The 22,537-nt window shown below is 66.9% G+C and carries 18 protein-coding genes, 1 tRNA gene and 1 pseudogene; 4 read left to right on the top strand and 16 right to left on the bottom strand.

The genetic code is table 11. The features are described from left to right. Positions 1–139: 139 nt before the first annotated feature. The 6 genes from EXE63_RS23670 to fadD1 form a co-directional block, all read right to left on the bottom strand. Complete coding sequence (locus EXE63_RS23670; protein WP_105366716.1) at positions 140–1,309, bottom strand: glycosyltransferase family 4 protein; 1,170 nt, start codon at positions 1,307–1,309, stop codon at positions 140–142. Between the two features lie 51 nt (positions 1,310–1,360). Further along, positions 1,361–2,038: an L-threonylcarbamoyladenylate synthase gene (locus EXE63_RS23665; RefSeq protein ID WP_168143943.1), complete on the bottom strand. Its 678-nt coding sequence runs from the start codon at positions 2,036–2,038 to the stop codon at positions 1,361–1,363. A 37-nt stretch (positions 2,039–2,075) separates the two neighbouring features. Beyond that, positions 2,076–2,909 (bottom strand): peptide chain release factor N(5)-glutamine methyltransferase, encoded by an 834-nt coding sequence (prmC, locus tag EXE63_RS23660; RefSeq protein ID WP_168143942.1) that lies wholly within the window; start codon positions 2,907–2,909, stop codon positions 2,076–2,078. Continuing rightward, positions 2,909–3,982: a peptide chain release factor 1 gene (gene prfA / locus EXE63_RS23655; protein WP_105366719.1), complete on the bottom strand. Its 1,074-nt coding sequence runs from the start codon at positions 3,980–3,982 to the stop codon at positions 2,909–2,911. The genes prmC and prfA overlap by 1 nt, the downstream gene beginning before the upstream one ends. A gap of 84 nt (positions 3,983–4,066) precedes the next feature. After that, positions 4,067–4,327 (bottom strand): 50S ribosomal protein L31, encoded by a 261-nt coding sequence (rpmE, locus tag EXE63_RS23650; RefSeq protein WP_168143941.1) that lies wholly within the window; start codon positions 4,325–4,327, stop codon positions 4,067–4,069. A gap of 138 nt (positions 4,328–4,465) precedes the next feature. Further along, positions 4,466–6,043 carry a fatty-acid--CoA ligase FadD1 gene (gene fadD1 / locus EXE63_RS23645; RefSeq protein WP_168143940.1) on the bottom strand — a complete coding sequence of 526 codons (1,578 nt, stop codon included), beginning with the start codon at positions 6,041–6,043 and terminating at the stop codon, positions 4,466–4,468. Positions 6,044–6,186: 143 nt separating this feature from the next. Between fadD1 and EXE63_RS23640 the strand changes: the two genes are divergently transcribed. Both EXE63_RS23640 and EXE63_RS23635 read left to right on the top strand, forming a co-directional pair. Continuing rightward, positions 6,187–6,786, top strand: a complete 600-nt coding sequence (locus EXE63_RS23640; protein ID WP_168143939.1) for a TetR/AcrR family transcriptional regulator — start codon at positions 6,187–6,189, stop codon at positions 6,784–6,786. 179 nt (positions 6,787–6,965) lie between these two features. Continuing rightward, positions 6,966–8,516, top strand: a complete 1,551-nt coding sequence (locus EXE63_RS23635; protein ID WP_168143938.1) for an NCS1 family nucleobase:cation symporter-1 — start codon at positions 6,966–6,968, stop codon at positions 8,514–8,516. A 55-nt stretch (positions 8,517–8,571) separates the two neighbouring features. On the opposite strand, the gene EXE63_RS23630 is transcribed toward EXE63_RS23635, so the two are convergent. The 8 genes and pseudogenes from EXE63_RS23630 to argS form a co-directional block, all read right to left on the bottom strand. Next, entirely contained in the window at positions 8,572–9,150 is a 579-nt protein-coding gene (locus EXE63_RS23630) for a PadR family transcriptional regulator (RefSeq protein WP_168143937.1), read from the bottom strand. Beyond that, positions 9,138–9,848 (bottom strand): annotated as a pseudogene (locus EXE63_RS33675) (DUF8817 family protein). The gene EXE63_RS23630 and the pseudogene EXE63_RS33675 overlap by 13 nt, the downstream one beginning before the upstream one ends. 137 nt (positions 9,849–9,985) lie before the next feature. Beyond that, on the bottom strand, positions 9,986–11,995 hold the full coding sequence (rho, locus tag EXE63_RS23615; protein WP_209999930.1) for a transcription termination factor Rho: 2,010 nt from the start codon (positions 11,993–11,995) through the stop codon (positions 9,986–9,988). A 289-nt stretch (positions 11,996–12,284) separates the two neighbouring features. Continuing rightward, positions 12,285–13,238, bottom strand: coding sequence for a homoserine kinase (thrB, locus tag EXE63_RS23610; protein ID WP_168143933.1), 954 nt, complete (start codon positions 13,236–13,238; stop codon positions 12,285–12,287). A 14-nt stretch (positions 13,239–13,252) separates the two neighbouring features. Further along, positions 13,253–14,353 (bottom strand): threonine synthase, encoded by a 1,101-nt coding sequence (gene thrC, locus EXE63_RS23605; protein WP_168143932.1) that lies wholly within the window; start codon positions 14,351–14,353, stop codon positions 13,253–13,255. Beyond that, complete coding sequence (locus EXE63_RS23600; protein ID WP_168143931.1) at positions 14,350–15,669, bottom strand: homoserine dehydrogenase; 1,320 nt, start codon at positions 15,667–15,669, stop codon at positions 14,350–14,352. Before EXE63_RS23600 ends, thrC begins: the two co-directional genes overlap by 4 nt. Continuing rightward, complete coding sequence (gene lysA, locus EXE63_RS23595; protein WP_234904631.1) at positions 15,662–16,999, bottom strand: diaminopimelate decarboxylase; 1,338 nt, start codon at positions 16,997–16,999, stop codon at positions 15,662–15,664. Before lysA ends, EXE63_RS23600 begins: the two co-directional genes overlap by 8 nt. 53 nt (positions 17,000–17,052) lie before the next feature. Beyond that, positions 17,053–18,705: an arginine--tRNA ligase gene (argS, locus tag EXE63_RS23590; RefSeq protein ID WP_168143929.1), complete on the bottom strand. Its 1,653-nt coding sequence runs from the start codon at positions 18,703–18,705 to the stop codon at positions 17,053–17,055. A 103-nt stretch (positions 18,706–18,808) separates the two neighbouring features. Here argS and EXE63_RS23585 point away from each other — a divergent pair. Beyond that, positions 18,809–18,884, top strand: a tRNA-Arg gene (locus tag EXE63_RS23585). A gap of 368 nt (positions 18,885–19,252) precedes the next feature. Here the strand turns inward: EXE63_RS23585 and EXE63_RS23580 are convergent. Beyond that, positions 19,253–19,615: a contact-dependent growth inhibition system immunity protein gene (locus EXE63_RS23580; protein ID WP_234904249.1), complete on the bottom strand. Its 363-nt coding sequence runs from the start codon at positions 19,613–19,615 to the stop codon at positions 19,253–19,255. Positions 19,616–19,991: 376 nt separating this feature from the next. After that, positions 19,992–21,074 carry an IS110 family RNA-guided transposase gene (locus EXE63_RS23575; protein WP_209999917.1) on the bottom strand — a complete coding sequence of 361 codons (1,083 nt, stop codon included), beginning with the start codon at positions 21,072–21,074 and terminating at the stop codon, positions 19,992–19,994. Between the two features lie 183 nt (positions 21,075–21,257). Here EXE63_RS23575 and EXE63_RS23570 point away from each other — a divergent pair, with 183 nt between their 5' ends. Further along, positions 21,258–22,493, top strand: a complete 1,236-nt coding sequence (locus EXE63_RS23570) for an IS256 family transposase (RefSeq protein ID WP_168143021.1) — start codon at positions 21,258–21,260, stop codon at positions 22,491–22,493. Positions 22,494–22,537 lie beyond the last annotated feature (44 nt).

Here is a 22,537-nt window from a genome sequence, read left to right as displayed (position 1 = left end):
TCGTGTATCGGCGCCGATCGGTCGGGTGGACCGATGGGCCGGGCCGGCAACCCGCGAGGTTTTCGGGTTATGCGCAGAACCGTACCACAAGGTAGGAGGCACAAAAACAGGCCTACTACTTTTTGTCGTACAACGGCTTTCACGGGTCTTCGACCGCGCCGTTTCGACCCCGCAGCAGTGGTATCAGGGTCACCACGCCGGCGACCAGAATCGCGGCCAGCATCACCGCGCCGGTGTAGCGCGGATCGAAGAAGATCGTGCTTGCCGCGCCCAGTGCGACGATGCTGACCCACATGTAGATCAGCAGGACGACGCGGCGGTGCGAATGCCCGATCTGCAGCAATCGATGATGCAGATGCATCTTGTCCGGAGTCGAGAAATGAACACCCGCGCGGGTGCGGCGCACGATCGCCAGCAGCGTGTCCAGGGCGGGCACGAACATCACCGCCACGACCAACAGGAACGGCGACAGCAACGCGAACACATCGCGCGCCCCGTAGGCGGTCTGCGATATGGGGCCGGCCGCCGTCGTCGAGGCCGCGGCGAGCATCAGGCCGATCAGCATCGAACCCGAGTCGCCCATGAAGATCTTGGCGCGATGAAAGTTGTGCGGCAGGAAGCCCAGGCACGCACCGGCGAGCACCACCGAGATCATGGCCGGCGGGTAGAACAGCACATCGCCCCCGTGATCGCGGAGCAGGCCCACCGAGAAGATGCAGATGGCGAGCGCCGTGATCAGGCCGAGCCCGGCGGCCAGCCCATCGAGACCGTCGATGAAGTTCATGGCGTTGACGATCGAAACCGTCAACGCCAAGGTGAGCAGGATCGAGGTGACCTGGTCCAGCACGATGGTGCCGACGCCACCGAACGGGATGTACAGCACGCTCCATGCCACGCCCATGGTGACCAGCACGCTGGCGGCGGTGATCTGGCCGGCGAACTTGGTCAGCGAGTCCAGACCCCACCGGTCGTCGATGAGGCCCACCAGCATGATGAGTCCGCCTGCGACCACCACCGCGGGCATGCCGGTCGAGTAGACGAACCCACGGTTGAGGGCGGGCAACTGGGAGGCGAGTAGCACCGCGGCGGCCACGCCGATGTACATGGCCAATCCACCCATCCGTGGGATCGGCTGGACGTGCACATCGCGTTCGCGCGGGTAGGCGACCGCGCCGACCCGGATGGCGAACACCCGCACCCAACCGGTCGCGAAGTAGGTGATGATCGCGGCGGTGAGCCCGACGAGCGCGAGTTCGCGCAGCGGGACACCGGCGCCGCGGTCCGACAGGGCGAGCAGACCGTCAGCCATCCAGACCGATTCGCTCACCACGTGCTGAACCGTACGCGAATTGGCTGGGGCCTAAGGGGTGGTCCCACGGGCGTCCTCGGGTGTGAGGGCTTGGGCTTCCACGCCGAGCACGCGGGCGACGTCGGCGACCGAGACGGGCCCTTCGCGCAGCACCCGCGGCTGCGGACCGGACACGTCCACGATCGTCGAGGCCGCGCCCTGCGGCGACGGGCCCCCGTCGAGGTAGACCTCGACCCGCGCACCCAGCTGAGCCTGCGCGTCCGCGGCGGTGACCGCGGCCGGCTGCCCGGAGACGTTCGCGCTGGAGACGGCCATCGGGCCGACCTCGCGCAGCAGTTCGATGGCCACCGGCTGCAGCGGCATGCGCAACATGACGGTGCCTCCTGCGTCGCCGAGGTCCCAGTGCAGCGACGGCGCATGCCGCACCACCAGGCTCAGCGCGCCCGGCCAGAACGCCTGGATGAGTTCGCGCGCGGCGGGCGGCACCGCATAGACCAACCCGTCGATGGTGTGCCAGGAGCCGACGAGCACACCGACCGGCATATCGCGGCCCCGGTTCTTGGCCGCGAGCAACGCGGCCACCGCTTCGCTGTTGAAGGCGTCCGCACCGATGCCGTAGACGGTGTCGGTGGGCAGCACGACCAGTCCCCCACCCTTGACGGCGCTGATCGCCGACATGAGCCCGGTCGCCCGTTGTTCGGGGTCCGCGCAGTCGAAGAGTTGTGTCATGACTCCCCGCCCAAGCGCTCGTCGCCTCTCATACCACTCAGCTTCTCACCGCGGTGACGAACCGGCGTCGACCGGCCAGGTCGCGGCGTGCCGCGACACCGGTGAAGACGCCGGCGGCACCGAAGAGTTCGACGGTGGCCACCGACGTGGTGTCGTCATGTTCGACCCCCACCTGCCCGCCGGGCCGCAGCAGCCGGGAGACCAGCTCGACGATCGGCTCGATGACGGCCATCCCGTCCGGGCCACCGAATAGCGCGGCGCGCGGATCATGTTCTGCCACTTCTGGTTCCAGCTCTGCACCGTCAGGGATATAGGGCGGGTTCGCGACCACCAAATCAACCTGGCCGGTGAGGTCGGCCAGCACATCGCGGTCGGTGACATCGGCGTGCAGCAACTCCACCGTCGTTCCGTCCGCATTGGCGCGGGCGTAGCGCAGCGCCTCCTCGGACCGCTCCACCGCGATGACACGGGCATCGGGGCGGTAGCGCGCAAGTGCGAGCGCGAGCGCGCCCGAACCCGAACACAGGTCCACGATCACGCCGCCCGGGCGGACGGGGACTGTCTGCGCCCACTCCAGCAGCGCCTCGGTCTCGGGCCGCGGGATGAACACCCCGGGCCCGACGGCCAGGGTCAGCGGACCGAAGACGGCGGTACCCAACAAGTGCTGCAACGGGATTCGCAGCGCGCGCTGCCCGACGAGGGTGCGGAATTCGTCCAGGACCCGGGGTTCGGGATCGGCGAACATCAGCCGCCCGCGGTCGACGCCGAGCACATGGGCGGCCAGCTGTTCGGCATCGGCGCGCGCGGAGTCGATGCCCGCGGTGGCGAGCACGGTGGCCGCATCCGAGATCGCTTGCTGCAACGCGTTCATCACGCCTGTTGGAGCCGCGCCTGCTTGTCGGCGGCCGCAAGTGCGTCCAGCAGCGCATCCATATCGCCGTCGAGCACCTGATCGAGGTTGTGCGACTTGAAGTTGATGCGGTGGTCGGCGATCCGGTTCTCGGGGTAGTTGTAGGTGCGGATCCGCTCGCTACGGTCCACGGTACGGATCTGGCTGGCCCGGTCCGCCGACGCGTCCGCCGAGGCCTGCTCCTCGGCGAGTGCCTGTAGCCGGGCGGCGAGCACCACCATGGCGCGCGCCTTGTTCTGCAGCTGGCTGCGCTCGTTCTGGCAGGTGACGACGATGCCGGTGGGCAGGTGGGTGATCCGGACCGCGGAGTCGGTGGTGTTGACGCCCTGCCCGCCCTTGCCCGAGGAGCGGTAGACGTCGATGCGCAGATCGGACTCGTCGATCTGGACGGCCTCGACGTCGTCGGGCTCGGGGTAGACGAGCACGCCGGCAGCCGAGGTGTGCACCCGGCCCTGGGATTCGGTGACGGGCACACGCTGCACGCGGTGCACCCCGCCCTCGAACTTCATCCGCGACCACACGCCGTCGGCGGAATCGCCCTTGCTGGCGATGGTGATGGTGGCGTCCTTGTAACCGCCGAGGTCCGACCATGTCTCGTCGAGCACGGTGACCGTCCAGCCGTGCCGCTCGGCGTAGCGGATGTACATGCGAGCCAGGTCGGAGGCGAACAGTGCCGATTCCTCGCCGCCCTCACCGGATTTGACCTCGAGCACGACATCGTCGGCGTCGTGTGGATCGCGTGGGGCGAGCAGATCGGTCAGCCGGTTGTCGAGCTCGGCAACCCGCGCCTCGATCTCGGGCACCTCGGCGGCAAAGGCCTCGTCCTCGGCGGCCAGCTCGCGGGCGGCCTCCAGGTCACCGCGCGCGGCTTCCAGTTTGCGGTACGTCGAGACGATCGGTGAGACCTGCGCGAACCGCTTTCCGACGCGGCGTGCCGCGCCGGCGTCACCATGCAGGGCGGGATCGGCGAGCTGGGTCTCCAGGTCGGCGCACTCGGCGAGCAACGCCTCGATCGCGGGTGCGGTATCGGTCACCTGGACTCCTCAAGAAACGGCCGGCAGACGCAAATCGGCGCCCGGTCCTGACACATGTGCCAGGTTCGGGCGCCGATGGGACAGCTAGTTGTCTGCAGCAGCCTTGGCTTCTGCGTTCTCCGTCGCTGCGCCCGCCCCAGCGCGCTTGCCGTAGCGCTTCTCGAAGCGGGCAACGCGGCCGCCGCTGTCGAGGATCTTCTGCTTGCCGGTGTAGAACGGGTGGCACTGCGAGCAGACCTCGACCACGATGTGGCCGTTGTCCTTGGTGCTGCGCGTGGTGAACGTGTTACCGCAGCCGCAGACCACATTGGTCTCGGCGTAGTTGGGGTGAATACCCGATTTCATGGCTTTCCTCTGCAATCGTTGGCCGCCGGGTCGCCCGAGCCCAGACCTGGGAGTCTTCGAGCGTGAACCGGAACCGAGGGTCGACGGTGAATTATGCCAGGTCAACCGTCGAATGCGAAAACGCCTCACCACCGGCTGCTATTCCCGGGTCAGCGGTGTGTACGTCTGACCGTCGCGTTTCCAGAGGCACCTGCCGTGCGGTGCGGTCCCGAGGGCGATGAGTTCGCGTTTCAAGATCTTGTTGGTCGCGGTGCTCGGCAAATCGTCGGCGATCCAGACGTAGCGGGGCCGCGCCTTCGGCGACAGGTCGGCCTGGGCGGCGAGGAACTCGGCGAACGCCGCGGGGGTGAGCTCCGCGCCGTCCTGCAGCACCATGGCCGCCATCACCTGATCGCCGACGTGCTCGTCGGGAACGGGGTAGACCGCGACCCGGTTGATCGCGTCCAGTCGCAGCAGGATCCGTTCGATCGGTGCCGTCGTCAGGTTCTCCCCGTCGACACGCATCCAGTCCGCCGTGCGGCCGGCCAGATAGATCCAGCCGTCCGCATCACGATAGGCCAGGTCCCCGGACCAGTAGATGCCGCCGCGCAGCCGTTCACCGGTGGCGTCCGGATCGTTGTAGTAGCCGCGGAACAACCCGCTGCCGCCTGCGTTGACCAACTCCCCCGTCGCGGCGTCGGCGTTCAGGAGGGCGCCATGAGCGTCGAAACGGGCGACCTCACATTCCTGGCCGGTCTCCGAGTTGTAGATCGCGACTCCCGGGAAGCCCTGACCGATCGAGCCGGCCGGGCAGTTCTCCAGTCGGGTGATGATGACGGCGGTCTCGGTGGACCCGAACCCATCCCACACCGTGCAACCGAATCGTCGGCCGAACGCCTCGATATCACGGTCGGCGGCCTCGTTGCCGAAGGCGACGCGCAGCGGGTTATCGGCGTCGTCGGGGCCTTCGGCGGTGGCCAGGATGTAGGCCAGCGGCTTGCCGACGTAGTTCATGTAGGTGGCGCCGTAGCGGCGGATGTCGGGCAGGAACGACGATGCGGAGAACGTCGCGGGGGCCATCGCCGCACCCGCACCGAGCGCCACGCTCCACCCCGCGTAGACGGCGTTGGAGTGAAACAGCGGCATGGCCAGGTAGCAGGTGTCCTGATCGCTCAGCTCGTAGCGTTGCACCAGGGCGCTGCCGGCGAACAGCACCGTCGAATGCGGCACCTCGACGGCCTTGGGTTCGCCGCTGGTGCCCGAGGTGAAGATCATCATGAACGTGTCATCCGGCGCGCATTCGCGGTGCGGGGTGAGCTCCGGGGCCTCGGCGAGCAGCTGTGCCCACCGTTGCCCGGTCGTGTCGATCACCGTGACACCCGGCAGATCCACCTCCTCGAGCAGGTGACGATGCTCGTCGTCGGTGAGCAGGATCTGGGTGTCGACCTTGGCGATGTCACGGGCCAGGGCCGGCCCGCGGCGGGTGGTGTTGATGCCACACAGCACATAACCGCCGAGCCCGGCGGCGGCCAGTGCGGTGAGCATCCGCGGGGAATTGCCCAGCAGCGCGCCGACGTGCAGCGGTCGCGCGGGGTCGGCGAGCGCGATGAGTGCGGCGGCCTGGCGGCCGGCGTCGGCGATGTGTTCGCGCCACGTCCAGACGCGATCGCCGTATTTCACCGCGGCGGTGTCCAGATCGGCTCGGGTGCGCAGCAGTTGCTGCAGTGTGTCCGCCATACCCGGGCACCTCCGTTTCGGTGAACAGATTCTGCAGACTGTCTACCATTGACGGCCTGCTCCACGGTATCGGTGGGGTTGTTGGCAGAATGCAACAACACGTCTGCTAATCCGCAGATCCCCACCGCCGAGGAGCCCGCAAAGTGCCGACCAGCACGGCCACCGTCCGCGATCGCCTGATCGATGCGGCCGAGGCCTGCCTGCACGCCAAGGGCATCCGGGCCACCACCGTCTCGGAGGTGGCCGAGACCGCCGGTGTGTCGCGAGGTTGGCTCTACCGGCACTTCCCGGACAAGGTCACGCTGCTCGGCGCCGCGATCGTGCGCCTCAACGAGGTGTACTGGTCACAGGCCCACGCCGTCCTGGAAGAGATCCAGGGACTCGACCAGCAGATCGTCGCGGGGATCCGGCACGGCCGGACCGCCTATGACGATCCGGGCGCCCTGTTGATGAAGCTGCGCGTCGACGAGCCCGAGGAGTTCGCCGCCTGCGCCGGCGCCGGGGTGCAGGGCCTGGTTCCCGATCTCGCCGGGTTCTGGTCGCGCTACCTGATCGCCGCACGGGACAACGGCGAGATCCACGCCCACATCGTCGTCGCCGAAGCTTCCGAGTGGGTTGCCCGCATTGTGATTTCGTTGGCGACCGTGCCGGGCGACACGTTGGATCCGACCGATTCGGCGCAGCTGCTCACCCATGTCCGGCGGTATCTGATCCCGGCGCTGCGCAGCGATCCCGCAGTGTGATCGCGGCGCGGACGAGCCCACGCCGCGCACCCGCGACAGGAATCCACACCCGGAGGGGTCGAAACGCTCCGGAAACCTCAGGTGCACGCGCCGGACACAGCACGTTCCTAGCGTGAGACGCGGAGGGCGTGCCGCGGGAAGGCCGCGCACGGGCCCGGGCGCCAATTGGAGGAACATAGATGGCCGACGAACTCCCGGCCGGGGTGCATCCACCCGCCGGCATCACCTCAGCGTCCCCGTCGGCGGCCTACGTCGACCACGACTTCGTCATCGCGTCCGTCGACGGGTCGCTGCACAACGACGAACTCGCACCGACGCCGCCCTCGGCGCGAAAATGGGGCTGGTTCGAGATCTTCAACATCTGGACCAACGATGTGCAGAGCCTGGCGGGCTACACACTGGCCGCCAGCCTGTTCATCACGGCAGGTATCAACGGCTGGTTCGTCATCGCCGCGATCATCCTGGCCGGCGCCCTGGTCATGGTCTTCGTCAATCTGTCGGGCCGCCCCAGCGTCCAGTACGGCGTGCCGTACCCGGTGATCGCGCGCGCCTCGATGGGTGTGCGTGGCGCGATGTTCCCGGCCACGGTGCGGGGGATCGTGGCGATCTTCTGGTACGGGGCGCAGACCTATTTCGCCTCCACCGCGGTCGCGTTGGCCATCAATGCCGTGCTGGGGGCCGCGCCGACGGGGACCTTCCTCGGTATGACGTGGGTCGACTGGGTGTCCTACACGGTGGTCGCCGCATTCCAGATCTGGCTGTTCGTCCGCGGACTCGACGGCATCGTCAAGTTCCTGAACTTCGCCGGACCCGCTGTCTACGGCGTGATGATCCTGCTGCTCGTCGCCATCTGGTGGCAGGCAGGTTCGGGATTGCTGAGCTCGGTCGGGGACCTCTTCGCCGGTGAGAAGCAAGGTCTCGCGGCGGTCAGCGCGTTCTTCGCCGTGGTCGGCACCATGATCGCCTACTTCGCCGCAGTGATCATCAACTTCGGTGACTTCGCCCGTTTCACGCGCAGCGACAAGGAGATGCGACGCGGAAACCTGTTGGGCCTACCCGTCAGCCTCACCTTCTTCACGTTCCTGTCACTGTTCATCACCGCGGGTGCCTACATCGTCTTCCAGGACGGTCAGGGCGAACCGCTGACGAATCCGGCCGATATCGTCGGTCAGGTCGGCAACGTGTGGCTGAGCATCCTGGCCGCCGTCACCTTCTTCATCGCCACGGTCGGGATCAATCTGGTGGCGAACTTCATCCCGCCGGTATACGACATCGTCAACCTGAAGCCCTCGAAGCTGAACTTCAAGATCGCCGGATTCATCACGGCGGGGCTGGGTTTCATCATCGGCGCGCTGTGGGTGTCGGTGATCGGCAACGCCGGGCTGCCCAAGTTCGTCGATACGCTCGGAGCGGTACTGGCACCGCTGTACGGCATCATGATCGCCGACTTCTACTTGCTCCGGAAGCAGAAACTCCAGATCCAGGAGCTCTACTCGGCGGATCCGGCAGGCACCTACTACTTCACCAAGGGCTGGAATGTCCGGGCGCTGTGCGCGTTCGGGCTGTCGGCAGTGTTCGCGATCGCCGCGGTGTGGACCCCCGCCCTGCATTCGCTGGCCGGCTTCGCCTGGGTGTTCGGCGCCGCGCTGGGAGCGGGACTGCACATGCTGGTGATGAGGGGCCAACCCCTGGACAACAGCACGCGGGAGAACAACCTCGTCAACGGGTGACTGACTTCGGCGTGATTCCTCCCGCGCCGCTGACGTTTTCGCATGGAGTCGTGGGTCACGACTCGTCGGCGAACCGGAACTCCCCCGCGGCGATCCGCTCGAGCATGTCGGCGGTCCACCCGGCGTGCGCGGCGAATGACCGCCGCCACAGATCCAGCAGATGCCGGGCATGCGGCGGCTCACCGGGCTCGGGCCACAACGACTTCATCTCGTGCAACTGCTCACCGATATCGCGGGTGGTCGCCAGCTGACTGCCCAGCAGAGTCGCGACCTTCGCGCGGGGCAGGCATCGCATAAAAGCGATACCCGCACCGAGCTCCTCGATATCGGGGCTGATCAGCGCACTCTCCAGCAACCGGAGGAACTCCTCGACACCGGCCGGGGTGATCGCATAGGACACCCGACTTGGGCCGCGCGGGCTGTTCGCGGGTTCGGCTGCGCTCAGCAGTCCTTCCCGGGTGAGTTGTTTGACGGCGTGATAGATCGACGGCGGTTTCACTGCCGTCCAGGTGTCGACCCGCCACGACATCAGCTCCTTGTGGATGGCGTAGCCGTGCATGCCACCGCGGTCAGCGCGGGTGTGCACCATGCCGAGCACGAGCAGCCGGACGGTGGGTGCGGTTACGCCAGCCATTGCCTCAGTGTGGCGATCGCCGTGAGCTCCAGGGCGATGGCCTCGCTTTCGCTGTCGGTCAGCGCCATCGATTCCAGCGCCGCTGCCGCAGTGGCTTCGGCCCCGGTGTCGGCGAGCGCGATGGCCAGTTCCACCCGGTCGGCCAGGGCGCGGGCGAGGTCCACCCGGTCTGCCGTGTCGCCGAACCTGCGCAGGGCGGTGTCCAGCGCGCGGGCGGCGAGTTCGTCGTCGTTCTTGAAATCGCGGAAAATCAGCACATTGTCATGCGCCTTGGCCAGCCCCGAGAGCGCTGTCGAGCCCCCGTATTCGATGGTCTCCTCGGCGCGGCTGATGAACACGACGCAGTTTCCGGACGGGTCCAGGATCTGGAATCAACTCTGCGCGGGACGGAGTCGTTCGATGCGGGGCAGGCCCGTGGCAGGGATGCGCCCGTAGCGCCGGCGCAAGCGCTCACTGAAGGCTTTGTGGTATCCGGCGACGGCGTCGACGAAGAACAGGCACCCGCCGGTCAGCTCGTGGCTGACGTCGAGGTCGGGTGCCGCCTCCTTGAAATGCAGTTCGACGCCCTCGAAGCTGAACGCCAGGTAGAGGTACGGCTTGGTCTGGCGATCGGACGTATCGAAGCCAAGCGTCTCGTAGAACTCGACGGTCGATTCGGGCGCGACGCAGGGCAGCAGCGGGACGGTGGTGGTGGACACCACTCCAGACTACTCAACATTGACTAGCAGGGCCGCACTGTGGCCGAGCAGACACAAAAGGCCCCGTTTCGCCAGGGAAACGGGGCCTTTTGTTGGGGGTACCTCCCGCTTGCGGGGGACTGCTCGCGCAGCGTGGGTCAGTCGTTGTCGCTGTTTCCACCGGGGGTGTTCTTGGAGACCTGGACCAGGAACTCGTAGTTGGTCTTGGTCTTGCGCAGCTGGCTCATCAGCAGGTCGATGGCCTGATGCGGATCCAGACCCGAGAGCACCCGACGCAGCTTGTGTACGACCGCGAACTCGTCGGCACCCAGGAGCAACTCGTCCTTGCGGGTACCCGACGGGTTGACGTCGACGGCCGGGAACACGCGGCGCTCGGCGATCTTTCGGTCCAGCTTGAGCTCGGCGTTACCGGTGCCCTTGAACTCCTCGAAGATCACGGTGTCACCGGTGGAGCCGGTCTCGACCATGGCCGTGGCGATGATCGTCAGCGATCCACCGAACTCGATGTTGCGCGCCGCGCCCAGGAAACGCTTGGGCGGATACAGCGCGGTCGAGTCGACGCCACCGGACAGGATTCGACCCGATGCCGGCGACGCATTGTTGTACGCGCGGCCCAGGCGAGTGATCGAATCCAGCAGCACCACGACGTCCTTGCCCTGCTCGACCAGGCGCTTGGCCCGCTCGATGGCCAGTTCGGCGGCCTGGGTGTGATCTGACGGCGGACGGTCGAACGTCGAGGCGATGACCTCGCCGACGACCGAACGCTGCATATCGGTGACCTCTTCCGGGCGCTCATCGACGAGCACGACCATCAGATGGCATTCCGGGTTGTTCTTGGTGATCGCGTTCGCGATGTCCTGCATGATCGTGGTCTTACCGGCCTTGGGCGGTGACACGATCAGCGCGCGCTGACCCTTACCGATCGGCATGATCAGGTCGATCACGCGGGTGGTGAGGCGGTCCGGAGTGGTCTCCAGGCGCAGCCGCTGGTTCGGGTACAGCGGGGTCAACTTCTGGAAGTCGGGCCGGTTCTTGGCGTTCTCCACCGGGCCACCGTTGACGGTGTCCAGGCGGACCAACGGGTTGAACTTCTGGCGCGGGTTGTTGCCGCCGCCACTGCTCTCACCCTCGCGGGCCACCCGCACCGCACCGGTCACCGCGTCGCCGCGGCGCAGACCGTTCTTGCGCACCATGTTCATCGACACGTAGACGTCGTTGGGGCCTGCCAGGTAGCCGGAGGTCCGCACGAACGCGTAGTTGTCCAGCACATCGAGAATGCCGGCCACCGGCTGGACGACATCGTCCTCGCGCAGTTCGGTGTCGCGGTCTCCGCGATCGCCGCGGTCTCCGCGATCGCCGCCACCATCGCCACGCTCCCCGCGGCGCTTGCGGTCACGGAACCGCCGGCCGCGACGGCCCTGGCGGTCGTCACCGTCGTCATTGTTGTTGTTCGAGTTGTTGGCGTTGCCGCCGCCACTGTTGTTGCCGCCACCGCTGTTGCGGTTCTGCTGGCCGCCGCCCTGCTGGTCGCCGCCCTCTGAGTTCCTGGGCGGACGGCTCTCGCGCGTCTCCGAGCGGGCTTCCGAGTTGTCGACACCGCGGTTCTCGGCACCGCGGTTGTCCGCATTGCGGTTGCCGGCGTTGTCGGCATTGCGGTTGTCGGGCTTCTCGGAGCGCGCGGAATCCTGCGCGCCCTCGTTCTCGGCCTTGGCACCATTGGCGTCCTGCGCCTTCTGGCCTTCGGGCGCACCGGTCTGGCGCGCAGCGCTGCGGCGCTCACGGCGCTGCGGGTTGCTCTGCTGCGGCGCCGCACCGGCGTCGGCCTGCGGCGCGGCTGGTGCCGACTCCGCCTCCGGGGCCGCTTCGGCGGCCTTGGGTGCCGCAGCAGGTGCAGGTGCACCGCCGTTGCCCTCACCGCGACGTTCCTTGATGGCGGCGATCAGATCGCCCTTACGCATGCCCGAGGTGCCCTTGACACCTACTTCACCGGCAAGCGCGCGCAGGTCTGGGAGCAGCATCGACGTCAGCGAGCCGGAACGCCCGCCGCGTGCGCCTGCGCTCCGCGCGGCCTTGCCTGAATCCACGGCAGCGGAATCTGCGGCTGCTTCGCCGCTGTCGCTTGCCGTGAAGAGGTCCGTATCAGTCACGGATTTCCTTTCTTTCCCTCGCATATCGCAAAGCGCACGAGGGGTTCCCCGAAGGTCATCTGCGCTCAGCCGAAGAGCTGAACGCGCGTTCTTCCGCGGCGCCACCATCGCCTGAGCAACAGTGATCACCAGGGCCCACCGGCGTGCGGCGAACCATCAGTCCACGAGTGAAACGAAAGATTGGGTAGTCGTCCTAGTGTCGGCGCAGGTAGAACCGCTGCGATTGCTGGACGAAAGCGAGAATAACCCGCATCAGAGCTGGAAGCAAGGAGCGCCACGTATTCGCGTGTTACCCCGACAGGGTTTGGGCGGGGGTCTCCGCATTCCAGCGCACGCCGTCTCCCGCCGACATCTCGGTCACCGTGAAACCGTTCGCGGCGCCGTATTCGAGCACGTCGGCCGGCAAATCGGATCCGCTGGTCAGAGCTATCACCGCTGGCCCGGCACCCGAAAGCACCGCTGCCACCCCAGAACGCCGGAGCATCGCGAGATATTCCGCCGAGGCAGGCATGGCCGGCGCCCGCTGCGTCTGATGCAACCGGTCGGCGGTCGCCTCCAGCAGCAGATCCGGGCGCTGGGTGAGCGCCACCACCAGCATCGCCGACCGGGCCAGATTGAACCGCGCATCGCTGTGACTGACCTGCTCGGGCAACAGCCCCCGAGTCGCCGCCGTCGAGGACCGGGTCTCGGGGATCGCCGGGAAGAGCCGGATGTCCGGGTGAAGCTGCAGATGGGCCGCGTCGTAGCGGGCCGGGTCGCTGCCGTCTTCCGTCCAGGACACGACCGCACCGCCGAGCACAGCGGCCGCCGCGTTGTCGGGGTGACCTTCGAACTCCGAGGAGAGTTGCACCAACTCGTCGATCGTCAGTTCCGCAGAATCAACCTGCACCGCAATACCATTGACCACCGCCAAACCGCCGACGACGGCAGCGGCGGACGATCCGAGTCCCCGTGAATGCGGAATCGCATTGTGGCACTGTACGTTCAGCCCGCCAGCGTGCAGACCGGCGGCGGCCAGACCGCGCTCGACAGCCCGCACGACCAGGTGTTCGGCGGTCAGCGGGACCTGCCCGGCACCTTGACCCTCCACCTCGATGACGAGACCGGAATCTGTTGTCTCGACGATGATCTCGTCATACAGACTCAGCGCCAGACCGAGACTGTCGAACCCCGGTCCGAGGTTGGCACTGGAGGCCGCGACGACAGCACGGGCCCGCAGCCCGGCCGGCAGACTTTTGCTCACCAACGATCCGACCGTCAGCCCAGACCCAGTTTCGCCACCACCGCGGCCGGGTCGACCGGGATCGGGGTGACTTCGGGCATGCCCTTGAGCGCGGTGTCGGGATCCTTCAGGCCGTTACCGGTGACGGTGCACACCACGGTCGACCCGGGCTTGACCCAGCCGTCATCGATCGACTTCAGCAGACCGGCGATGCTGGCCGCCGATGCGGGCTCGACGAACACACCCTCGGCCGCCGCCACCAGACGGTAGGCGGCCAGGATCTCGTCGTCGGTCGCCGCGAGGAAGCGTCCGTCGGACTGTTCCTGGGCTTCCACCGCGGAGTTCCAGGACGCCGGCGAACCGATGCGGATCGCGGTGGCAATGGTCTCCGGGTTGCTCACCGGGTGTCCGCTCACCAGCGGCGCGGCGCCGGCGGCCTGGGTGCCGAGCATGCGGGGCAACCGGTCCGAGAGGCCGTCGCGGTGGTATTCGCGATAGCCGCGCCAGTACGCGGTGATGTTCCCGGCGTTGCCGACCGGCAGCGAATGCACGTCCGGCGCGGTACCCAGCACGTCGATGATCTCGAAGGCGGCGGTCTTCTGCCCCTCGATGCGCACCGGGTTCACCGAGTTGACCAGTGCGATGGTCGGGTAGTCCGCGGTCAGCTTGCGGGCCAGTTCCAGACAGTCGTCGAAATTGCCTTCGACCTGAATGATCTTGGCGCCGTGCATGACCGCCTGGGCGAGCTTGCCCATCGCGATCTTGCCCTGCGGGATCAGCACCGCACAGGTGATGCCGGCTTTGGCCGCATACGCCGCCGCCGAGGCCGAGGTGTTGCCGGTGGATGCGCACAACACGGCCTGCTGGCCGCGGGCGATCGCATCGGTGACCGCCATCGTCATGCCACGGTCCTTGAAGGAGCCGGTGGGGTTGAGTCCCTCCACCTTCAGGTGCACCGTGCACCCGGTCTGCTCGGACAGCCGCTTGGCGTGGATCAGTGGAGTTCCGCCCTCCAGCAACGTGATCGGGGTCCAGGTGTCCTCGACCGGCAGCCGATCCCGATAGGCGGCGATCAGTCCCGGCCATGCCTGGTGCACTGGTCCCGCTGTGTTATGTCCCGCCGCTCCGTTGGTCATGTTGTGGTTCCTTCCATACGAAGCACGCTGTTGATGTTCTGCACGACGTCGAGCTCGGCGAGCGCCTCGACGGTCTCCGACAGGGCGGCGTCGGTGGCCTGGTGGGTGACGACGACGATCTGTGCGCCGCACGGCTCACCTTCGTCGTCGGTCATCCCCTGCTGCCGGACCTCGGCGATGCTGACCTCGTGTCGGCTGAATTCCGCTGCGACGGCGGACAGTACGCCGGGCTGGTCCTTGACGTTCATGTTGACGTAGTACCGGGTGGGGATGGCTCCGATGGACGCGATCGGCAGCTTGGCGTACTTGGACTCGCGCGGGCCGCGGCCGCCCTGCACGCGGTTGCGGGCGGCCATCACCAGATCACCCATCACCGCCGAGGCGGTCGGTGCACCGCCGGCGCCCTGGCCGTAGAACATCAGCCGGCCGGCCGCTTCGGCCTCGACGACCACAGCGTTGAAGGCGCCGTTCACCGATGCCAACGGATGATCCAGTGGAACCAGCGCCGGGTAGACCCGGGCCGAAACCCGTTGCTTGCCCTTACCGCTGGTGAGCCGCTCACAGATGGCCAGCAGCTTGATGTTGCAGCCCAGCGCCTTGGCCGACTCGAAGTCCGCGGCGCTGACCTTGGTGATGCCTTCGCGGTACACGTCATCGGCGGTCACCCGGGTGTGGAACGCGATGGAGGCCAGAATGGCCGCCTTGGCCGCGGCGTCGTAGCCCTCGACATCGGCGGTCGGGTCGGCCTCGGCGTAGCCCAGGGCGCTGGCATCGGCCAGGGCGTCCTCGTAGGAGGCCCCGGTGTCGTTCATCGCCGACAGGATGTAGTTGGTGGTGCCGTTGACGATACCGGCCACCCGCAGCACCGAATCGCCGGCCAGCGACTGGGTCAGCGGCCGGATCACCGGGATCGCGCCGGCCACGGCCGCCTCGAAATACAGGTCCACGCGCGCTTTTTCAGCAGCCTGGGCAAGCTCACCGGTGGACTGGGCCATCAACGCCTTGTTGGCGGTGACGACCGACTTGCCCCGCTCCAGCGCGGCCATGATGGCCTTGCGGGCCGGTTCCACCGGACCCATCAGTTCCACCACGATGTCGACGTCGTCGCGCGAGACCAGTGCGTCGATGTCATCGGTGAGCATGCCGACCGGGACCCCACGGTCCTTGGCGACCCTGCGCACCCCGACCCCGCGAAGTTCCAGCGGGGCACCGATGCGCGCCTCCAGATCCGCGGCGCTCTCCTCGATGATGCGCACCACCTCGGTGCCGACGTTGCCGAGTCCGAGAACCGCTACGCCGATCGCCTTTTCACTCATTGCCAACCTCCAAGCTCAGAAGATCCTCGACGGTTTCCCGGCGCAGGATCAGCCGCGCACTTCCGTCCTTCACCGCAACCACGGCCGGGCGCCGCAACAGGTTGTACCGGCTCGACATCGAATAGCAGTACGCGCCGGTGGCGGCGACAGCCAGCAGATCCCCCGGAATCAGATCCTCGGACACCCAGGTGTCGCGGACGATGATGTCGCCGCTCTCGCAGTGCTTTCCGACGATGCGGGCGAGCACCGCGGACGCGCCGCTGACCCGGGAGACCAACCGTGCGTCGTATTCGGCGTGGTACAGGGCGGGCCGGATGTTGTCGCTCATGCCGCCGTCGACGCTGACGTAGCGCCGGTGCTTGTCGGCCGAGATGGCCACATCCTTGACGGTACCGACCTCGTAGAGGGTGATGGTGCCGGGACCTGCGATGGCGCGGCCGGGTTCGACCACCAGCGTCGGGGTGGGCAGTCCGACCGCGGCCGATTCGTTCTTCACGATGGCCTTGAGCTTGTCGGCCAGTTCCTGCATGGGCGGCGGATTGTCGTGCGGCAAGTACGAGATGCCGAGGCCGCCACCGAGATCGAGGATGTCCATCTGTGCGGTCTTCTCGACGCCGAACTCGGCGACCACATCGCGCAGCAGGCCCAGCAGGCGGCGCGCGGCGATTTCGAAGCCGGACACGTCGAAGATCTGCGAGCCGACGTGGCAGTGCAGGCCCACCAGGCGCAAATTGTCGGTGGCGAACACCCGTCGGACCGCCTCCAGTGCGGCACCGCTGGCCAACGACAGCCCGAACTTCTGATCTTCGTGCGCGGTGGAGATGAACTCGTGGGTGTGCGCCTCAACCCCGGGGGTGACCCGCACCAGCACGTCCTGCACGATGCCGGCCGCGCCGGCCACCGCCTCCAGGCGCTCGATCTCGATCTCGGAGTCGACGACGATGTGCCCGACGCCGGCGTTCACCGCGGTGCGCAGTTCCTCGACGGATTTGTTGTTGCCGTGCACGGTGATGCGCTCGGCCGGGAAGTCGGCGTGCAAGGCGATGGCGAGCTCGCCGCCGGTCGCCACATCCAGCGACAGACCCTCCTGGTGCACCCAGCGGGCGACCTCGCTGCACAGGAACGCCTTGGAGGCGTAGTGCACGTGTTCCCCGCCGCCGAAGGCCGAGGCGATCTCGCGGCAACGTCCCCGGAAGTCGTCCTCGTCGATGACGAACAGTGGGGTGCCGAACTGCGCGGCCAGGTCGGCCACCGAGACTCCGGCCACCGACACGACGCCATCGGATCCGCGAACCAGGTTCTGCGGCCAGACATTCGGGGCCAACAGCATGATCTCGTCGGCGCTCTGGGGTTGGGGCGGCACGCCGCTGCCAGGCTGGGCGCTCACATCCGCTCCGGGGCGCTGACACCGAGGATGGTCAGACCGTTGGCGATGACCTGTCGGGTGGCCTCGCACAGCGCGAGCCGCGCCGCGTTCAGTTCGCCGGCCGTTTCGTCGCCCTGGGGCAGCACCCGGCAGGAGTCGTAGAAGCGGTGGTAGTCCCCGGCCAGATCCTCCAGATACCGGCACACGCGGTGCGGCTCCCGCAGCGAGGCAGCGGTGTTCAGGATCCTGCCGAACTCGCCGAGGGTCCGGATCAGGGTGGCCTCGCGGTCGTGGGTCAACAGGTCCAGATGCGCGGTGTCGGCGGCCAGCCCCAGTTCGGCCGCATTGCGCGCCAGCGCCGAGAGTCGCGCGTGCGCGTACTGCACGTAGTACACCGGGTTCTCGTTGGACGCCGAGGACCACAGCGCCAGGTCGATGTCGATCGGGCTGTTCACCGAGGACCGGATCAGCACATACCTGGCGGCGTCGACGCCGATGGCGTCCACCAGGTCATCGAGGGTGATGACGGTGCCCGCCCGCTTGCTCATCCGGACCGGCTGACCGTCGCGGACCAGGTTGACCATCTGCCCGATCAGCACCTCGACGGTGGCCGGATCGTCACCGAGGGCCGCGGCCGCGGCCTTGAGCCGGGCGATGTAGCCGTGGTGGTCGGCGCCGAGCATGTAGATGCACAGGTTGAAGCCGCGCTCGCGCTTGTCCAGGTAGTAGGCGAGATCGCCCGCGACATAGGCCGGATTGCCGTCGCTCTTGATGACCACCCGGTCCTTGTCGTCGCCGAATGCGGTGGTGCGCAACCAGGTTGCGCCGTCCTTCTCGTAGATGCTGCCGTTGTCGCGCAGCCGCGCGATGGCCTGGTCGACCCGCCCGGAGGTGTGCATCGAGTCTTCGTGGGTGTAGACGTCGAAGTCGGTGCCGAACTCGTGCAACGACTTCTTGATGTGGGTGAACATCAGGTCCACACCGATGGAGCGGAAGGTCTCCTGTTGCTGATCGGCGGGCAGGCTCAGTGCGTCGGGCGCCTGGGCCAGGATCGCCGCGGCGATGTCGTTGATATAGCTGCCGGCGTAGCCATCCTCGGGAGCGGGCTCCCCCTTGGCCGCGGCGACCAGCGAGCGCGCGAACCGGTCGATCTGGGCGCCGTGGTCGTTGAAGTAGTACTCGCGGGTGACCTGGGCGCCCTGGGTGCTGAGCAGCCGGCCGAGCGCGTCACCGACGGCGGCCCAGCGGGTACCGCCGATGTGGATGGGACCGGTCGGGTTGGCCGACACGAACTCCAGGTTGATGTTCTGGGCGGCGAGGTCGGCGCAGTGGCCGTAGTCGGCCGCGGCGGCGAGCACGTTGGTGACGACGACGCCCTGCGCGGACGCCTCGATGCGTAGGTTGACGAACCCGGGCCCGGCGATCTCGGCGGCGGCGATCCCGTCGGCCTGCGCCAGGGCGGCGGCCAGCCAGCCGGCCAGCTCGCGCGGGTTGACCCCGACCTTCTTGGCGAGCTGCAGGGCAACGTTGGTGGCGTAATCACCGTGCTCAGGGTTGCGCGGGCGCTCGACGGTGATCGTCTCGGGCAGCGCGCTGGTGTCGAGGCCGTGCTCGGCCAGGACCGCGGCAGCGGTGGTCTTCAGCAGGGCAGCCAGGTCGGCAGGTGTCACGAGGGACCATCCTATGGTCTGGGGCACTCAGGTCCCGAATCCATTACCGGTTCCCGATGCGTTACGCTGTGCACGCCCAAGCGGCGCAGCACATCGTGTTCGCGCCCCCGTAGCTCAGGGGATAGAGCGTCCGCCTCCGGAGCGGAAGGCCGCAGGTTCGAATCCTGCCGGGGGCACCACTTGACTAGTATTTGACCAGGCGGTTTTAGTTGGTCGGCCCATGGCGGCAGTAGCGCTGTCGACTCAAAGGGACACATTCGAGATTCAATGCCATTCTGGTGCCGCTGAGTGACCCACGGCTTTCCTCTGTATCGCCCGACGTGATCACAGTCCGGCGTTCAGCAGCTGCGTCAACTTGATGCACCTCCACTGCGCGCTCATCGCGGTCACAGCTGAGTGGTTGAGCCTCAGCGCTAGCCGCGCGACGGGCTACCGGCCACTGACAGAGGTCGCGGCGTAACCCATAGACCAGAGCCTCGCCTGGGGTCCGAATTATCCTCCCGACAGGGAATGTCGAATGCCCGGCGCCGCTGTGTCAGGGTGCGGCTCAACGCAGTGCCGCGCCTTCACCGTCGATGCGGGCAGCCTGCGCGCGCAAGCGGTCCGCGATCTGGCCTAGCCACTCCTTGTAGGTCAAAGGATCGGGAACGTAATAAACGCCGACTGTGCGCACCAGGTACTGTTCGAGATCCGGTTCGGGCCGACTGTTGCGCAGATCGTCAACTTGTTGAGCCAACGTCCTTAAAGGCTCCGCGACGGGATCTGCGTTGATGTAGTTATCGACGACTCCTTGCCAGTCATCCGACTCCAAATCCCAGTCTTGGTGGAAGTACGCCGCGAAGAACTGGTACAAATCTGTCGAGATCGAGCCGTCGTTCATGGTGTGGGAAATCCTGTCAACACGAGCCATCCGCCATTTCCATCGCCTTTGAGCACAACCCTAGCTCCGGTCCCTGCCACCGCTTGCGCGCTTCCTCGTTCTGATATGGGGAGCTGATTGTCAACAAGGCAGGGTGAAGCGGCGGCCGCGACCGTCGCCGTGGCCGCCGCTTCGTTGACCAGATGAGTGTCTCGGTGCTGTCGAGCGTGTCGTGTCGACGCGTTGTCAGTCTGATATGCGCGGGTTGGTTACCGCAGGATCGGGACTTCGAGTCGGAGTTGGCCGCCATCTAGAGTCGAGCGTGATCATGTTGCCGTGCAACGTGATTGCTCATAGAACGGACGCGGATCACTCCAAGACGCTTGCCGTCACCACTGAGGTCGTCATCTGGAAAATTGTGGGCCGGCTACTCGTCGAGGACCGCCAGCGACCAGCACCAGCCGGCCAGTTCCCTGGCCACCGCGATGTTGGCGACCACGGATCGCTTCCGGCGTTGATCAAAGCCGGTCCAGCGGTAGTGCAGGCGTCGGTTGGCGGCCTGTCCGCGAGCCCGTGCCGCCGGGGAGGCCAGGTCCCATCGTCGTCGCAACACCTGCCCCGGCCGATACGGGCTGCGGTGGTGCCATGCCGCTTCGACCAACAGGCGCCGTACGTGTTTGTTGCCGGTCTTGGTCACCTCGCCCTGGACCCGACTGCCACCGGAGGAGAATTCGGACGGGACCAGCCCCAGGTAGGCGCCGATCGTTCGTCCGGTTAGTCGGCGCCAGTCGCCGATCTCGGTGGCCAACCCGAACGCGGTCAACGTGGCGATCCCGCGGATGCACCCCAGCCGTCGGACTACCGGAGTGAACTCGCTGTCGGCGGCCATCGCGTCGATCGCGGCCTCCAGGCGTTCCCGCCGGTCGATGCAGGCGCTCATGGCGTCGAATGCGGCGTCGTAGGTCAACTGCAGTGCCCTGTTGTCGAAGCGCTGCTTGCGCAGCCACAGTTCGTGACGATTGGTCCAGGCCGCGCCGTCGTAGTACACGATGCCCTGCCGCAAAAGCAGTTTCGATAGTCGGTGCCGAGCGGCCATCAGATCGCCGCGGCAGTCCTCGCGGGCCCTCACCAGATCACGAGCCGCTTCCTGATCGGCAGTGGGAACCGCAACCGCGGTGATCTGGCCCAGATGCAACAAACGAGCCAGATGCGCCGCGTCGCGAGCGTCGGTTTTGACCCGATCGCCAGCGGGACGGATCAGTTTCGAGGGCGCGGCGACCTGGCACTCTATCCCCGCCACCGCCAGAGCCCGGGCCAGGCAAAATCCGGTGGGACCGGCCTCATAAGTCACCGACACCGGACCGGGCAACCCGTTGATCCAGCTCAGAATGTCGTGATGATCCGGCGTCAGCCGCCGCTCAACGACTTCACCTGTTTCTCGGTCCAAACCGCACGCGACAACCGAACGTGCATGCACATCCAACCCAACGCTCGTACGCTGACTCACCACTGGGGCCTCCTACATCTGTGGCTCTACCGGCCAGGACCCAATTCCTGGTTGCGTCCAGCAGAGTGGTGTACGAGTCGGACCTGATCGGCGGTACCGGCGTGTCGTAGCCGAATGATTGAAGGTCATCGCGTGATTCTTCGAGAGACCGACCAAAGTCACTCGAGCAAAGAAGGAACACACGCGATGACCACTGCCCACAATATCGACCTGCCCACCGTGCTTGCCGAACGACTCACCACCACCCACCCCGACGTGCTGCGTGAGCTGCTGGCCACGTTCATCCATACGCTGATGGGCGCGGAAGCCGACGCGCTGTGCGGCGCCGGATACGGTGAACGCAGTACCGAACGGACGAACTCCCGCAACGGGTACCGGCACCGCCAATTCGACACCCGCACAGGTTCATTGGATCTCGCAATTCCCAAGCTGCGCCACGGTTCCTACTTCCCGGAGTGGCTACTGGAACGCCGCAAACGCGCCGAGCGGGCCCTGACCACCGTGGTGGCCACCTGCTACCTGCTCGGAGTCTCCACCCGGCGGATGGACAAGCTCGTCGAAACCCTGGGCATCACCAGTCTGTCGAAGTCGCAGGTGTCGGTGATGGCCAAGGAACTCGACACCGCAGTCGAGGCGTTCCGCAGCCGCCCGCTGGACGCCGGCCCGTACACGTTCGTCGCCGCCGATGCGCTGGTGCTCAAGGTGCGCGAGCAGGGACGTGTGGTCAACGTGCACGCGCTGATCGCCGTCGGGGTCAACGCCGAGGGCTACCGCGAGATCCTGGGCATCGACGTCAGCACCGCCGAGGACGGGGCGGGCTGGCTGACGTTCTGGCGGTCGTTGACCGCCCGCGGCCTGTCCGGGGTCAAGCTCATCACCTCCGACGCGCACGCCGGGCTGGTGGCTGCGATCGGGGCGACTCTGCCCGGAGCTGCCTGGCAGCGCTGCCGGACCCACTACACGACCAATCTGATGGCGATCACCCCGAAGTCGTCGTGGCCATGGGTACGCACCCTGCTGCATTCGGTGTTCGATCAGCCCGACGCGCAATCCGTTGCTGCACAATATGATCGCATCATCGATGCACTATCGGACAAGCTGCCCAAAGTCGCCGACCATCTGGAGAACGCCCGCGCGGACCTGCTCGCGTTCACCGCGTTTCCCAAACAGATCTGGCGCCAGATCTGGTCGAACAACCCCCAGGAACGACTCAACAAGGAGATCCGGCGACGCACCGACGTCGTCGGAATCTTCCCCGACCGAGGCGCCCTGATCCGCCTCGTCGGAGCGGTCCTGGCCGAACAGCACGACGAATGGGCCGAATCCCGGCGCTACCTCGGCCTCGACGTCCTGAGCAAATCCCGAGCCGACCAGAACTCACCAACCGAACAGGAGGACGTGCCGGCGGCACTGACCGCCTGAACCACCACCTCGAAGAATCACACGACAACGTCGTACACCACGTC

This window comes from Mycolicibacterium frederiksbergense, from assembly GCF_012223425.1.
GTDB lineage: Bacteria > Actinomycetota > Actinomycetes > Mycobacteriales > Mycobacteriaceae > Mycobacterium > Mycobacterium frederiksbergense.
Note: the sequence above shows the minus strand (reverse complement) of the source record. Positions and strands in the feature narration are given on the sequence as shown.

What these genes read in the sequence shown, in the direction of transcription:
- EXE63_RS23670 (WP_105366716.1), bottom strand. Translation starts at nt 1,309, where the DNA reads ATGGCTGACGGTCTGCTCGCCCTGTCGGACCGCGGCGCCGGTGTCCCG.
- EXE63_RS23665 (WP_168143943.1), bottom strand. Translation starts at nt 2,038, where the DNA reads ATGACACAACTCTTCGACTGCGCGGACCCCGAACAACGGGCGACCGGG.
- prmC (WP_168143942.1), bottom strand. Translation starts at nt 2,909, where the DNA reads ATGAACGCGTTGCAGCAAGCGATCTCGGATGCGGCCACCGTGCTCGCC.
- rpmE (WP_168143941.1), bottom strand. Translation starts at nt 4,327, where the DNA reads ATGAAATCGGGTATTCACCCCAACTACGCCGAGACCAATGTGGTCTGC.
- fadD1 (WP_168143940.1), bottom strand. Translation starts at nt 6,043, where the DNA reads ATGGCGGACACACTGCAGCAACTGCTGCGCACCCGAGCCGATCTGGAC.
- EXE63_RS23635 (WP_168143938.1), top strand. Translation starts at nt 6,966, where the DNA reads ATGGCCGACGAACTCCCGGCCGGGGTGCATCCACCCGCCGGCATCACC.
- EXE63_RS23630 (WP_168143937.1), bottom strand. Translation starts at nt 9,150, where the DNA reads ATGGCTGGCGTAACCGCACCCACCGTCCGGCTGCTCGTGCTCGGCATG.
- thrC (WP_168143932.1), bottom strand. Translation starts at nt 14,353, where the DNA reads ATGACCAACGGAGCGGCGGGACATAACACAGCGGGACCAGTGCACCAG.
- EXE63_RS23600 (WP_168143931.1), bottom strand. Translation starts at nt 15,669, where the DNA reads ATGAGTGAAAAGGCGATCGGCGTAGCGGTTCTCGGACTCGGCAACGTC.
- lysA (WP_234904631.1), bottom strand. Translation starts at nt 16,999, where the DNA reads ATGCTGTTGGCCCCGAATGTCTGGCCGCAGAACCTGGTTCGCGGATCC.
- EXE63_RS23580 (WP_234904249.1), bottom strand. Translation starts at nt 19,615, where the DNA reads ATGGCTCGTGTTGACAGGATTTCCCACACCATGAACGACGGCTCGATC.
- EXE63_RS23570 (WP_168143021.1), top strand. Translation starts at nt 21,258, where the DNA reads ATGACCACTGCCCACAATATCGACCTGCCCACCGTGCTTGCCGAACGA.